Origin of the sequence: Streptomyces sp. NRRL F-5650 (assembly GCF_000721365.1) — a bacterium.
Lineage (GTDB): Bacteria > Actinomycetota > Actinomycetes > Streptomycetales > Streptomycetaceae > Streptomyces > Streptomyces ardesiacus.
Window position 1 is genome coordinate 194,759 of record NZ_JOGV01000016.1, and the last position, 12,813, is coordinate 207,571.

Annotated in this window: 13 protein-coding genes; 5 read left to right on the top strand and 8 right to left on the bottom strand. The window is 73.3% G+C overall.

The genetic code is table 11. From position 1 onward, the window contains the following. Positions 1-69: 69 nt before the first annotated feature. Positions 70-1,041, bottom strand: coding sequence for an aldo/keto reductase (locus IG88_RS0117290; protein ID WP_031041444.1), 972 nt, complete (start codon positions 1,039-1,041; stop codon positions 70-72). A gap of 102 nt (positions 1,042-1,143) precedes the next feature. Then, entirely contained in the window at positions 1,144-2,571 is a 1,428-nt protein-coding gene (gene argH, locus IG88_RS0117295; RefSeq protein WP_031041446.1) for an argininosuccinate lyase, read from the bottom strand. Positions 2,572-2,690: 119 nt separating this feature from the next. Here argH and IG88_RS0117300 point away from each other — a divergent pair, with 119 nt between their 5' ends. The 5 genes from IG88_RS0117300 (at position 2,691) to IG88_RS0117320 (ending at position 7,037) form a co-directional block, all read left to right on the top strand. Next, complete coding sequence (locus tag IG88_RS0117300) at positions 2,691-3,278, top strand: pyridoxamine 5'-phosphate oxidase family protein (protein ID WP_031041449.1); 588 nt, start codon at positions 2,691-2,693, stop codon at positions 3,276-3,278. A gap of 3 nt (positions 3,279-3,281) precedes the next feature. Beyond that, entirely contained in the window at positions 3,282-4,001 is a 720-nt protein-coding gene (locus tag IG88_RS0117305) for a L,D-transpeptidase family protein (protein WP_031041452.1), read from the top strand. Positions 4,002-4,088: 87 nt separating this feature from the next. Then, positions 4,089-5,471, top strand: coding sequence for a ferric reductase-like transmembrane domain-containing protein (locus IG88_RS0117310; RefSeq protein ID WP_031041454.1), 1,383 nt, complete (start codon positions 4,089-4,091; stop codon positions 5,469-5,471). Between the two features lie 26 nt (positions 5,472-5,497). Continuing rightward, entirely contained in the window at positions 5,498-6,253 is a 756-nt protein-coding gene (locus tag IG88_RS0117315) for an FMN-binding protein (protein WP_031041457.1), read from the top strand. A gap of 43 nt (positions 6,254-6,296) precedes the next feature. Further along, on the top strand, positions 6,297-7,037 hold the full coding sequence (locus IG88_RS0117320; RefSeq protein ID WP_031041461.1) for an FAD:protein FMN transferase: 741 nt from the start codon (positions 6,297-6,299) through the stop codon (positions 7,035-7,037). Positions 7,038-7,272: 235 nt separating this feature from the next. Here the strand turns inward: IG88_RS0117320 and IG88_RS0117325 are convergent, their stop codons facing one another. The 6 genes from IG88_RS0117325 to IG88_RS0117350 all read right to left on the bottom strand — a co-directional run bounded on the left by IG88_RS0117325 (position 7,273) and on the right by IG88_RS0117350 (position 12,766). Next, complete coding sequence (locus tag IG88_RS0117325) at positions 7,273-7,812, bottom strand: arginine repressor (protein ID WP_030399142.1); 540 nt, start codon at positions 7,810-7,812, stop codon at positions 7,273-7,275. 7 nt (positions 7,813-7,819) lie between these two features. Further along, complete coding sequence (locus IG88_RS0117330; RefSeq protein WP_078861517.1) at positions 7,820-9,058, bottom strand: acetylornithine transaminase; 1,239 nt, start codon at positions 9,056-9,058, stop codon at positions 7,820-7,822. Further along, positions 9,055-9,975, bottom strand: coding sequence for an acetylglutamate kinase (gene argB, locus IG88_RS0117335; RefSeq protein ID WP_031041467.1), 921 nt, complete (start codon positions 9,973-9,975; stop codon positions 9,055-9,057). Before argB ends, IG88_RS0117330 begins: the two co-directional genes overlap by 4 nt. Next, positions 9,972-11,123: a bifunctional glutamate N-acetyltransferase/amino-acid acetyltransferase ArgJ gene (gene argJ, locus IG88_RS0117340; RefSeq protein ID WP_031041470.1), complete on the bottom strand. Its 1,152-nt coding sequence runs from the start codon at positions 11,121-11,123 to the stop codon at positions 9,972-9,974. The genes argB and argJ overlap by 4 nt, the downstream gene beginning before the upstream one ends. Next, positions 11,120-12,148, bottom strand: a complete 1,029-nt coding sequence (argC, locus tag IG88_RS0117345; RefSeq protein ID WP_031041473.1) for an N-acetyl-gamma-glutamyl-phosphate reductase — start codon at positions 12,146-12,148, stop codon at positions 11,120-11,122. The genes argJ and argC overlap by 4 nt, the downstream gene beginning before the upstream one ends. A gap of 93 nt (positions 12,149-12,241) precedes the next feature. After that, a complete protein-coding gene (locus IG88_RS0117350; RefSeq protein WP_031041475.1) occupies positions 12,242-12,766 on the bottom strand; it encodes an AAA family ATPase in 525 nt (174 codons plus the stop codon). Positions 12,767-12,813: the final 47 nt, after the last annotated feature.

Genomic DNA, 12,813 nt, shown 5'->3' on the forward strand with positions numbered 1-12,813 from the left:
TCACCGTTCTTGGGCGGTCACGCATCCGGAGCGGAGAGAGGAAGGAAGGGACAGGGAGAGATGTCCGTCTCAGTGCCAGGGCAGTTGCCCGCGCCGCTCCCAGTAGGCCTCCGGGGCCTCGACGAGGGTGCCGAGGCGGGCCACCTGGTCGTCGTCGAGGTCGACGACGGCGGCGTGCAGATTGGAGCCGAGCTGGTTGACGGTCGCGGCCCCGGACAGCACGACACCGGCCCAGGGCTGGCGCAGGACCAGGGCGAGGGCGACGGCGTCGCAGCCCAGCGCCGTCTCCTCGGCGACGGCCCTGAGGACGTCGGGGGCGTGCCGGTCGGCGAGGCGGCCGTTGGCCATGCCCTCCTTGACGATCACGGTGAGGCCGGCCTCGTGCGCCTCGGCCAGCGCGGGTCCGGCGGAGGTCTCCAGCGCGTTGTACGTCGACTGGACGGTACGGAAGAGGGGCTCGCCGTCGACGGTCACGGCGAGTGCGGCGCGGATGGCGTCGGCCTGGGCGGGGCCGCTGGTGGAGAAGCCGATGGTGCGGCCCTGCGCGGCGGCCTCGGCGAGCCTGGCGTGCAGCTCCTTGTCGCCGAGGGCCGGGCTGTCCGGGGTCAGCGAGTGGATCTGGTACAGGTCGAGCCGGTCGCCGAGCAGGGCGTCGGTCTCGGCGCGCTGGCGGTCGTAGGTGGCGACGCCGTGGTCCTTGACCTCGTGCGTCTCCGCGTCGGTGGACCAGTCGGCGGTGTAGGTGTAGCCCCACTTGCTGCCGACGACCACGTCGTCGGCGTCGGGGCGCTCCCGGAGCCAGTCGGCGAGGAACTCCTCGGAGCGCCCGTAGGAGCGGGCCGCGTCGAAGTAGCGCACGCCCTGGGCGTAGGCGGCGTCGAGGAGGTCGTGGGTGCGTTCGCGCAGCGCCTCGACGGTGCGGTCCTCGCCGAGGTCGCGGTCGCGGCCGAGGTTGATGTAGCCGGGGCGGCCGACGGCGGCGAGACCCAGTCCGATGTGGCAGGTGGGGGTGGTCGCCGCGGCCAGGCGGGCGAAGGGCATCGCGGACTCCGTTCGGTCGGCTGCTGAAGCGGTCGGGCTGCTGAGCTGTTGACCAACGTAACCGCGATGCCCCCGGGACACACCGGCTGCCGCCGCCTGCCGCTACTTCTTGGCGTCCGCCCACGCGTGCTGGGCCGCCACGTCCGCCTTCACCTCGGCGAGCTGGACGGCGACCGCACTGGGCGCCGTACCGCCGCGGCCGCTGCGGGAGGCGAGGGCGCCGGGGACGTCGAGGACGGTGCGCACCTCGGGGGTGAGGTGCTCGGAGATCTTGGCGAACTGCTCGTCGGTCAGCTCGTCCAGCTCCTTGCCGTCGGCCTCGGCGACCTTCACGCACTCGCCGGCCACCTCGTGGGCGACCCGGAACGGCACGCCCTGCCTGACCAGCCACTCGGCGATGTCGGTGGCGAGCGAGAACCCGGCCGGGGCCAGCTCCTCCATCCGCTCGCGGTGCACGGTGAGGGTGGCCATCATGCCGGTGAAGGCGGGCAGCAGGATCTCGAGCTGGTCGATGGAGTCGAAGACCGGCTCCTTGTCCTCCTGGAGGTCGCGGTTGTACGCGAGCGGGAGGGCCTTGAGGGTGGCCATCAGGCCGGTCAGGTTGCCGATGAGCCGTCCGGACTTGCCGCGGGCCAGCTCGGCGATGTCGGGGTTCTTCTTCTGCGGCATGATCGAGGAGCCGGTAGAGAAGGCGTCGTGGAGGGTGACGAAGGAGAACTCCTTCGTGTTCCAGATGATGATCTCCTCGGCGATCCGGGAGACGTCGACGCCGATCATCGCGGTGATGAAGGCGAACTCGGCGACGAAGTCGCGCGAGGCCGTGCCGTCGATGGAGTTGCCGGCGCTGCCGTGTTCGAAGCCGAGGTCGCGGGCGACGGCCTCCGGGTCCAGGCCGAGGCTGCTGCCCGCGAGGGCGCCCGAGCCGTAGGGGGAGACGGCCGTGCGCTCGTCCCACTGGCGCAGCCGCTCCGCGTCCCGGCCGAGCGCCTGGGCGTGGGCGAGGACGTGGTGGGCGAAGAGCACCGGCTGCGCGTGCTGGAGGTGGGTGCGGCCGGGCATGGCCACGTCCGGGTGGGCCTCGGCGAGGCCGATCAGCGCGTCCTGGAGGTCGGCGATCAGACCGCCGACGACCCTGGCGTGATCGCGCAGGTACATCCGGAAGAGGGTCGCCACCTGGTCGTTGCGGGAGCGCCCGGCGCGCAGCTTGCCGCCGAGGTCGGGACCGAGCCGCTCCAGCAGCCCCCGCTCCAGCGCGGTGTGGACGTCCTCGTCGGCGACGGTGCCGGTGAAGGAGCCGTCGGCGACGTCCGCCTCCAGTTGGTCCAGCCCGGCGGTCATCCGGGTCAGCTCGTCCTCGGTGAGCAGGCCCGCCTTGTGCAGCACGCGCGCGTGGGCACGGGAACCGGCGATGTCGTAGGGCGCGAGCCGCCAGTCGAAGTGGACGGACGCGGACAGCTTCGCCAGGGCCTCGGCGGGACCGTCGGCGAAACGGCCGCCCCAGAGCCGGACGTCACCGCTGTTGCTGCTCACTTGGGTCGCTCCTCAACCGTACGATCACTGTCCTGCATGAGTATGCAGAAGTCTGCATGATTCGTCAATCCTGCGCAGGGCGGCGCCCGGCGCGTCACTCGCCCCCATAATCGTTAGACATGGGAAAGACTTATGAGCGCATCGACGGCAGACTCCGCACCTTCATAGAGGCCCAGCCCCTCTTCTTCACCGCCACCGCTCCCCTGGCCGGCGACGGCACGGTCAACCTCTCCCCCAAGGGCCTCACGGGCAGCTTCGCGGTGCTCGACGAACTGACCGTGGCCTACCTCGACTTCGCGGGCTCCAACGCGGAGACCATCGCCCACCTGCGGGAGAACGGACGCATCACCCTGATGTGGTGCGCCTTCCAGGGCCCGCCGAACATCGTGCGGGTGCACGGCCGCGGCGAGCCCGTCTTCCGCGACGACCCCCGCTTCCCGGGGCTGCTGACGCACTTCCCGGACATCGACCCCGCCTCGCACGGGCTGCGCGCGGTCGTCGTCGTGCGCGCCGAACTCATCCGCGACACCTGCGGCTACGCCGTCCCCTTCATGGCGTACGAGGGCGACCGGGACCTGCACGGCAAGCGGTTCGCCCGTGAGGACGACGCCTCGCTGAACGCGTACTTCACCAAGAAGGAGCACGTCGCCCACAGCATCGACGGTCTTCCCGGGCTGCCGCTCCCGCTGCCTCCCTCTACCGTCTGAGCCATGCGCCCCGGTGTCCTCGTCGCCGTCCTCGTCTCCGCCTGTCTCCTCACGCTCGGTGCCGCCCCCGACGGCGGTGCCGCCCCCCGGCCGCTGCCGGCGCGGATGGCGGACACCGGGGGCGGCACCCAACTGATCACCGCCGTCGCGCCGGACACCGGCTCGACCACGGGCACCGTCACCTGGTGGGACCGCAGGGGCGGGAGCGACGGCCGGTGGGTGGCGGCCGGTTCCGCGCCCGCCCGCTTCGGCTCCGGCGGACTCGCCGAAGGGGCCGGCCGCGTCCAGGGCACGAACACCACGCCGACGGGGCTGTACGGCCTGCCGTACGCGTTCGGCACCGAGGCGCCGCCGCACGGGACGGCGTACCGGTACCGCCCGGTGCGCCAGAACTCCTGGTGGTGCCAGGACAACGCCTCCCGCTCCTACAACCGCTGGACCGAACCCCGCCCCGCCGACTGCCGGGCCGCCGAGGCCGAGCACCTGATCACCTACCGGACGCAGTACGCGCACGCCCTCGTCGTCGGCTTCAACTACGACCGCCCCGTGCGCGGCCGGGGCGCGGGCATCTTCCTGCACGTCGACGGACGCGGGGCCACGGCGGGCTGTGTGTCGGTGCCGAGGGAGGCGATGCGGCGGATCCTGCGGTGGGCCGAGCCGGACGAACGGCCGCACATCGCGATCGGGACCCGGGGCGGGGCGACGGCGATCACCCGGTACTGACCCCGGACGGCGGGACCGGCGCGGGCTGAACGCCCGCCCGGCGCGGCGCGTATCTGTGGGCCCAGGGCCGAGTCCCACGGAGGAACCGTGACCACCACGCTCGCCGGCGGCCGTGCCGCCCGCCGTCAGACCATGCGGCGCATCCGTCCGCGCCGCTCCCCCGCCGTCCCCCTGCTGCTCGCCGTGTGGGCGGGCGCGGCGGGCGTGTTGTGGCTGTGGTGGCGCAACACGCCCGCCATCTCCGACGACACCGGCAGGATCCTCGGCGCGGGCCGGATCACCGGCCTGCTCGCCGGGTACCTGATGGCGCTCGTGGTGCTGCAGATGGCGCGGGTGCCGGCGCTGGAGCGGCGCGTGGGCTCGGACCGGGTCGCCCGCTGGCACGCCATGACCGGCCGCTACACCCTCTGTCTGGTCCTCGCCCACGTCGTTCTGATCATGTGGGGCTACTCGGCCCAGGCCGGCCAGGGCCTCGGTGACGTCGTCGCCCGGACGGTGGACTCGGTGAACCGGCTGCCGGACATGGGCAAGGCGGCCGTCGGCACCGGCCTGCTGGTCGTCGTCGGGCTGCTGTCCGCCGGCCCCGTGCGCCGCCGCATCCCGTACGACCTCTGGTACCACCTGCACCTGCTCACCTACGCGGCGGTGTTCCTGACCTTCTGGCACCAGTTGACCACCGGCAACGACTTCGCCGTCGAGCCGCTTGCCGGGACCCTCTGGTACGCGCTGTACGGCTCGGTGACCGCCCTGGTGCTCTGGTACCGGGTGCTGACCCCCCTCCGCCTCAACCTGCGGCACCGGATGCGGGTGGAGGCGGTGATCGAGGAGACCCCCGGCATCGTGTCGGTGCTGATCGGCGGGCGCCGGCTGCACCGGATGGGCGCGGAGGCCGGGCAGTTCTTCCGCTGGCGGTTCCTCGCGCCCGGGATGCGGTTCAGCTCCCACCCGTACTCGCTGTCGGCGGCGCCGCGCCCGGACCTGCTCCGGATCACCGTGAAGGCGATCGGCGACCACAGCGCCCGGCTGCGCGAGCTGGAGCCCGGCACCCGGGTGTGGGCGGAGGGCCCGTACGGCGCCCTGACCGCCCAGCGCCGCAGCCGCGGCAAAGTGCTGCTGGTGGCGGGCGGGGTGGGGATCACGCCGATGCGGGCGCTGTTCGAGACGCTGCCCGGCGCCGCCGGCGACATCACGCTGCTCTACCGGGCCAACAGCACCCAGGACCTGGCGCTCTGGGACGAACTGGCCGGGATCGCCGACGAGCGCGGGGCCCGGCTGATGTACGCGGTCAACAGCCCGGACGGGGAGCGCCCGGACATCTCGGCCGAGACCCTGGCCCGGAAGATCCCGGACGTCGAGCGGCACGACGTCTTCCTGTGCGGGCCGCCCGGCTTCGCCCAGTCTGTGTACGAGGCACTGCGCGGCGCGGGGGTCCCCGCTCGCCGTATCCACCACGAGTCGTTCGAGATGTGAGCGACGGACATCGGGAGTCCGGAGAGATGAGGAAAAGCCACCCCGTACGGCGTGCCGTGCTCGCCGGGGCCGCCACGGTGTCCGGGATCGTGCTGCTGCTGTCGTTGAAACCGGCGTCCGGCCCGGGGTCCGCCCCGGCGGCGGGCGGCGCGGCCCCGCCGGTGGCCGCGCAGTCGCCGCAGGGCGGCCGGGACGCCGGGGCCCGCACGGTCACGGGAGAGGCCGTGCGGACGCAGTACGGGCCCGTGCAGGTCCGCCTCACGGTGAGCGGCGGGCGGATCACCGGGGCCGAGGCCGTGCAGGCGCCCGCGGGCGGGCAGAGCGACCGGGTCACCGCGGACGCCGTGCCGAAGCTGAACCGGGCGGCCGTCGCGGCCGGCAGCGCGGACATCGACGCGGTCTCGGGAGCCACCTACACCAGCGCCGGGTACCGGCAGTCCCTCCAGTCCGCCCTGGACAAGGCGGCGGCCTCGACCGGTTCCGGGTCCGGTGCCGGGCCGGGGCGGGGCACGCGGGTGCTCACCGGCGACGCCGTGCGGACCCCGTACGGGCCCGTGCAGGTCCGGGTGACCGTCAGCGGCGGGAGGATCACCGGGGTCGAGGCCCTCCGGACACCCGAGGGCGGCCGGAGCGGCCAGGTCACCCGGGACGCCGTGCCGAAACTGGAGCGGGCGGCCGTCGCCGCGGGCAGCGCCGAAATCGACGCGGTCTCCGGCGCCACCTACACCAGCGCCGGGTACCGGCAGTCCCTCCAGTCCGCGCTGGACCGGGCCGGTGGCTGACGGCGCGCGGGCTCCCGCCGCGGTGCGTCGTGTCGTGGAGGCGATGGGGACCGTCTTCTCCTTCGACGCCCGGGGCGGGCAGCCGTCGGCTGTCCGGGCGGCGCTGGACGAGGCGGTGGCCGGGCTGCACCGGGCCGACGAGGTCTTCAGCACCTACCGGGACGACAGCCAGATCTCGCGGCTCGCGCGCGGGGAACTGGCCCTCGGCGCCTGTGCGCCGGAGGTCGCCGAGGTGCTGGAGCTGGCGGCCGAGGCGGAGCGGGTGAGCGACGGCTGGTTCAGCACGCGGTACGCGGGCCGGCTCGATCCGACCGGGATCGTCAAGGGCTGGGCCGTGGAGCGTGCCGCACGGCACGTCGCGGCGGTGGCCGGCGCGAGGGGCGTCAGCGTCAACGGGGGCGGGGACGTGCAGTTGCTCGGGGTGCCGGGTGCGGCGCGGCCGTGGCGGGTCGGGGTGGCGGACCCGCTGCGTCCGGGCGGGCTCGCGGCGGTCGTCTCGGCGGCGGGGGTGGCGGAGCTGGCCGTGGCGACGTCCGGCTCCGCCGAGCGGGGCGCGCACGTCGTCGATCCGCGCACCGGGCGGTCGGCGGTGACCGACCTGCTGTCCGTGACGGTGGTGGCGCCCCGGCTGACGTGGGCGGACTGCTGGGCGACGGCGGCGTTCGCGATGGGGGCGCGGGAGGGACTGCGGTGGCTGGAGGCTCTGGACGGGGTGGAGGCGTTGCTGATCACCGCGGGGGACGAGGTGCGCTGCACGGGAGGGCTGGCGGCCCGCTTGGGCTGAGGCACCGGCGCGGCAATGGCCCGCGTCGGCGGGTGCCGCCTCGCCCACCCGTGCTGCCTGGGGGGGCACCTCCCGGGCCGTTCAGGCACTGGGGGGAGGCGCGAATGCCCGCAGGTTGCGGGGGGGGGAATGACGTTGTGGCCCGCCTCGCTGCAACGCCCTCACGGGCACGGGGAACCGCGCGACCGGCCACCGGCTGCCCGCAGCCGACGGACAGGGGTAGCCGCCGCGCCGCTCAGCCCCCGTTCTGGGCCAGCCGCAGCAAGTGGTCCGCCAGGGCCTGCCCGCCCGCCGGCTCCCTGCTGATCAGCAGCAGCGTGTCGTCGCCCGCGATCGTCCCCAGGATGTCGTGCAGTTCCGCCTGGTCGATCGCCGAGGCGAGGAACTGCGCCGCACCCGGAGGGGTCCGCAGGACCACGAGGTTGGCGGACGCCTCCGCGGAGATCAGCAGCTCCGCGGAGAGCCGCCGCATCCGCTCCTCCTTGGCCGACTCCCCGAGCGGGGCCCGCGGGGTGCGGAAACCGCCCTCGCTGGGCACCGCGTAGATGAGGTCGCCGTCGGTGTTGCGGATCTTGACCGCGTTCAGCTCGTCCAGGTCCCGGGAGAGCGTCGCCTGGGTGACGGTGAGCCCGTCGTCGGCGAGCAGCTTCGCCAGTTGGCTCTGCGAGCGCACCGCCTGCCGGTTGAGGATGTCCACGATCCGGCGGTGGCGTGCGGTGCGGGTCTGCGGCAGGGCGGGCCCGGCCGTCTGCTCGTGCTCCTGCGCGTGGCTCATCGTCGTCTCATTCTCCGGATCGTCCGTCCCCGTGGGCCGTCTCGGCGGCCTGGTCAAGGATGCCGGGCAGCGCCCCGAGGAACGCCTCCACCACGTCGTCGCCGAGGTTCAGCGCGGGCATCAGCCGTACGACATCGGGCGCGGGCGCGTTCACCAGGATTCCGGCGTCCTGAGCCGCCTGCTGCACCTGGGCGGCGAGCGGCTCGGTGAGCACGATACCCAGGAGCAGTCCGGCGCCCCGGACGTGGGCGACGAGCGGGTGGCCCAGGCCCTCGATGCCGCCGCGCAGCTTCTCGCTCTGCCGCTTGACGTTGTCGAGCAGCCCCTCGTCGGCGATGGTGTCGAGCACCGCGAGTCCGGCGGCACACGCGACCGGGTTGCCGCCGAAAGTGGTGCCGTGCTGGCCGGGCCGGAGCAGGTCGGCGGCGCGGCCGAAGGCGACCGTCGCGCCGAGCGGCAGTCCGCCGCCGAGGCCCTTGGCGAGGGTGACGACGTCCGGCAGGACGCCTTCGTGGGCCTGGTACTCGAACCAGTGCCCGGTCCGGCCGATGCCGGTCTGCACCTCGTCCAGGACGAGCAGCGCACCGGTGGCGGCGGTGATGGCGCGGGCCGCCTTCAGGTAGCCGGGGGGCGGGACGACGACGCCGTTCTCGCCCTGGATCGGCTCGATGACCACCAGCGCCGTCTCCTCGGTGACCGCCGCGGCCAGTGCCTGCGGGTCGCCGTACGGCACGTGCGTCACGTCGCCGGGCAGCGGCAGGAAGGGTTCCTGCTTGCCCGGCTGGCCGGTCAGGGCCAGGGCGCCCATGGTGCGGCCGTGGAAGCCGCCCTCGGTGGCGACCATGTGCGGCCGCCCGGTCAGCCGGCCGATCTTGAAGGCGCCCTCGTTGGCCTCGGCGCCGGAGTTGCAGAAGTAGACCTTGCCGTCGCGGCCGAAGTGCTGGATCAGCCGTTCGGCCAGGGCGACGGGCGGCTCGGCGATGAAGAGGTTGGAGACGTGGCCGAGGGAGGCGATCTGCCGGCTCACGGCGTCGACGACCGCCGGGTGGGCGTGGCCGAGCGCGTTGACCGCGATGCCGCCGACGAAGTCGAGGTACTCCGTGCCGTCGGCGTCCCAGAGCCGGGAGCCCGCACCGCGCACCAGGGGCAGGCGCGGTGTGCCGTAGTTGTTCATGAGCGTGCCCCGCCACCGCTCGGTCAGCCCGGCGTTGCCCGCCGCTCCGGCGGCGGCTCCTGTGTTGCTCACGACTCCCCCTCTTCGTCCGGCACGACCATCGTGCCGATCCCCTCGTCGGTGAAGATCTCCAGCAGGATCGAGTGCTGGACCCGGCCGTCGATGACGCGGGCGGTGGTGACGCCGCCGCGCACGGCGTGCAGGCAGCCCTCCATCTTCGGCACCATGCCGCTGGACAGGTCGGGCAGCAGTTTCTCCAGCTCGGACGCGGTGAGGCGGCTGATCACCTCGTCGGAGTGCGGCCAGTCCTCGTAGAGGCCCTCGACGTCGGTGAGGACCATGAGCGTCTCGGCGCCGAGCGCCGCAGCGAGTGCCGCAGCCGCCGTATCAGCATTGACGTTGTAGACATGGTGGTCGTCCTGGGAGCGGGCGATGGACGAGACGACCGGGATGCGGCCGTCGGCGAGCAGCGCCTCGATGGCGCCGGTGTCGATCTCGGTGATCTCGCCGACCCGCCCGATGTCGACGAGTTCGCCGTCGATCTCGGGCTGGTGCTTGGTGGCGGTGAGGGTGTGCGCGTCCTCGCCGGTGAGGCCGACGGCGAGCGGGCCGTGCTGGTTGAGCAGGCCGACCAGCTCGCGCTGCACCTGCCCGGCCAGCACCATCCGTACGACGTCCATGGCGTCCTCGGTGGTGACCCGCAGGCCGGCCTTGAACTCGCTGACGATGCCGTGCTTGTCGAGGGCGGCGCTGATCTGCGGGCCGCCGCCGTGCACGACGACGGGCTTGAGGCCGGCGTGGCGCAGGAAGACGACGTCCTGGGCGAAGGCGGCCTTGAGGTCCTCGTCGACCATGGCGTTGCCGCCGAACTTGATGACGACGGTCTTGCCGTGGTGCCGGGTCAGCCAGGGCAGCGCCTCGACGAGGATCTGCGCCTTGGGCAGCGCGGTGTGCTTCCGCGTGGGTCCGTTGCTCTTTCCGTTGCTCATGAGGAGTACGCGCTGTTCTCGTGGACGTAGTCGGCGGTGAGGTCGTTGGTCCAGATGGTGGCCGTGGCGTCGCCGGCGGCGAGGTCGGCGACGATGTGCACCTCGCGGTAGCGCATGTCGACCAGCTCGCGGTCCTCGCCCACGCCGCCGTTCTTGCAGACCCAGACGCCGTTGATGGCGACGTTGAGACGGTCGGGTTCGAAGGCGGCGTCGGTGGTGCCGATCGCGGAGAGCACGCGGCCCCAGTTGGGATCCTCGCCGTGGATGGCGCACTTGAGCAGGTTGTTGCGGGCGATGGTGCGGCCCACCTGGACGGCCTCGTCCTCGGTCGCGGCGTTCACGACCTCGATCTTGATGTCCTTGCTGGCGCCCTCGGCGTCCCGGACGAGCTGCTGTCCGAGGTCGTCGCAGACGGTGCGGACGGCCTCGGCGAAGTCGGCGTACTCCGGGGTGACGCCCGAGGCGCCCGAGGCGAGCAGCAGCACCGTGTCGTTGGTGGACATGCAGCCGTCGGAGTCGACCCGGTCGAAGGTGACCCGGGTGGCGGCGCGCAGGGCGCGGTCCAGGGCCCCGGTCTCCAGGTCGGCGTCGGTGGTGAGCACGACGAGCATGGTGGCGAGGCCGGGGGCGAGCATGCCCGCGCCCTTGGCCATGCCGCCGACGGTCCAGCCGTCCCGGGCGACCACGGACGTCTTGTGCACGGTGTCGGTGGTCTTGATGGCGATGGCGGCCTTCTCGCCGCCGTGCTCGGAGAGCTGGCCGGCGGCCGTCTCCACGCCGGGGAGCAGCTTGTCCATGGGCAGCAGCACGCCGATGAGCCCGGTGGAGCACACGGCGACCTCTCCCGCTCCCGTGCCGAGCACCTCGGCGGCCTTCTCGGCGGTGGCGTGGGTGTCCTGGAAGCCCTTGGGCCCGGTGCAGGCGTTGGCGCCGCCCGAGTTGAGCACGACGGCGGTCAGCTCACCGCTCTTGAGGACCTGCTCGGACCACAGGACCGGCGCGGCCTTGACGCGGTTGGAGGTGAAGACCCCGGCGGCGGAGCGCCGGGGGCCGGTGTTGACCACGAGGGCCAGGTCGGGGTTGCCGCTCTCCTTGATCCCGGCGGCGATGCCCGCCGCCGTGAATCCCTTTGCTGCCGTCACACTCACGGCGCAACTCCGATCGTCGTCAGTCCGGTGGTCTCGTCGAGACCCAGGGCGAGGTTCATGCTCTGGACGGCACCGCCCGCGGTGCCCTTGGCCAGGTTGTCGATGGCGCTGATGGCGATGATCCGGTGCACGGCGGCGTCGTACGCCACCTGCACCTGGACGGCGTTGGAGCCGTACACGGAGGCGGTCGCGGGCCACTGCCCCTCGGGCAGCAGGTGCACGAACGGTTCGTCGGCCAGCGCCTTCTCGTAGGCGGCGCGCACCGTCTCGGCGGTGACCCCGGGCTTCGCCTTCACCGTGCAGGTGGCGAGGATGCCGCGGGGCATCGGCGCGAGGGTCGGCGTGAAGGACACGGTGACGGGCTCCCCGGCGACGGCGCCGAGGTTCTGGATCATCTCGGGGGTGTGCCGGTGGCCGCCGCCGACGCCGTACGGCGACATGGAGCCCATGACCTCGCTGCCCAGCAGGTGCGGCTTGGCGGCCTTGCCCGCGCCGGACGTGCCGGAGGCGGCGACGATCACGGCCTCGGGCTCGGCCAGCGACGCGGCGTAGGCCGGGAAGAGGGCCAGGGACACGGCGGTGGGGTAGCAACCGGGCACCGCGATGCGCTTGGACCCCTCCAGCGCGGCGCGGGCACCCGGAAGTTCGGGGAGGCCGTAGGGCCAGGTCCCGGCGTGCGGGGAGCCGTAGAACCGCTCCCAGTCACCGGCGTCCTTCAGCCGGAAGTCGGCGCCCATGTCGACGACGAGGACGTCCGGCCCGAGCTGCTCGGCCACGGCGGCGGACTGCCCGTGCGGCAGCGCGAGGAAGACGACGTCGTGACCGCCGAGCGCCTCGGGCGTGGTCGCCTCCAGCACGCGGTCGGCCAGCGGCAGCAGGTGCGGCTGCAGCGCGCCGAGGCGCCGGCCCGCGTTGGAGCTGCCGGTCAGGGTGCCGATCTCGACCTCGGGGTGGGCCAGGAGCAGCCGCAGCAGCTCACCGCCCGCGTACCCGCTCGCTCCGGCCACCGCCGCACGTACCGCCATGGGAAACCCTCCTCCTGGATGGCATGACTATACGTTTCGCTGCACGTTTATGCAATCCAGTGCATACGCACCCGTGGCCGGACCGTCGGGACCTCAGCCCTTGACGGCCTCCGCGACCCGCAGTGCGGCCTGGCCGGGGGTGAGGTGTGTGGTGTCGACGACCTCGCCCTCGGCGTGCAGCCAGGTGCGGGCCGCCTCGGCATAGGGCTGGAGGTACCGGAGCCGGAACGACGAGTTCGGTCCGACGACGGTGTCCCCCGCGATGCGCTCCCGCAGGGTGTCCTGGTCGGCGTGGAGGACGAAGTGCCGCACGGGAATCCCGTGCCCGGCGAGACCGGCGGCGATCTCCCGCCAGTACTCCTCGACCAGCACCGTCATCGGCATCACCAGCGTCCCGCCGGCGTAGTCGAGCACCCGGCGGGCGGTCTCCACGACGAGCGGCCGCCACGGCGGCCAGTGCTGGAAGTTGTCCGTGTCGGGCAGTCCCGGCGTGATGTCCATGAGGGTCTCGCCGACCTTCTCGGCGTCGAGCACCCGGGAGCCGGGGAGCAGCCTCTGCACCGACGCGGCCGTCGTGGTCTTGCCCGCGCCGTGGGTCCCGTTCAGCCATACGATCATGCGTCCGCAGGCTAGCCCGGACCGGCGGCGGGGCGGGAACGGTTCCG

Excerpts from the sequence above, each read along its gene's own strand:
- IG88_RS0117305 (WP_031041452.1), top strand. The coding sequence starts at position 3,282 with ATGCGCCCCGGTGTCCTCGTCGCCGTCCTCGTCTCCGCCTGTCTCCTC.
- IG88_RS0117320 (WP_031041461.1), top strand. The coding sequence starts at position 6,297 with ATGGGGACCGTCTTCTCCTTCGACGCCCGGGGCGGGCAGCCGTCGGCT.
- IG88_RS0117300 (WP_031041449.1), top strand. The coding sequence starts at position 2,691 with ATGGGAAAGACTTATGAGCGCATCGACGGCAGACTCCGCACCTTCATA.
- IG88_RS0117315 (WP_031041457.1), top strand. The coding sequence starts at position 5,498 with ATGAGGAAAAGCCACCCCGTACGGCGTGCCGTGCTCGCCGGGGCCGCC.
- argC (WP_031041473.1), bottom strand. The coding sequence starts at position 12,148 with ATGGCGGTACGTGCGGCGGTGGCCGGAGCGAGCGGGTACGCGGGCGGT.
- argB (WP_031041467.1), bottom strand. The coding sequence starts at position 9,975 with ATGAGCAACGGAAAGAGCAACGGACCCACGCGGAAGCACACCGCGCTG.
- IG88_RS0117290 (WP_031041444.1), bottom strand. The coding sequence starts at position 1,041 with ATGCCCTTCGCCCGCCTGGCCGCGGCGACCACCCCCACCTGCCACATC.
- IG88_RS0117325 (WP_030399142.1), bottom strand. The coding sequence starts at position 7,812 with ATGAGCCACGCGCAGGAGCACGAGCAGACGGCCGGGCCCGCCCTGCCG.
- IG88_RS0117350 (WP_031041475.1), bottom strand. The coding sequence starts at position 12,766 with ATGATCGTATGGCTGAACGGGACCCACGGCGCGGGCAAGACCACGACG.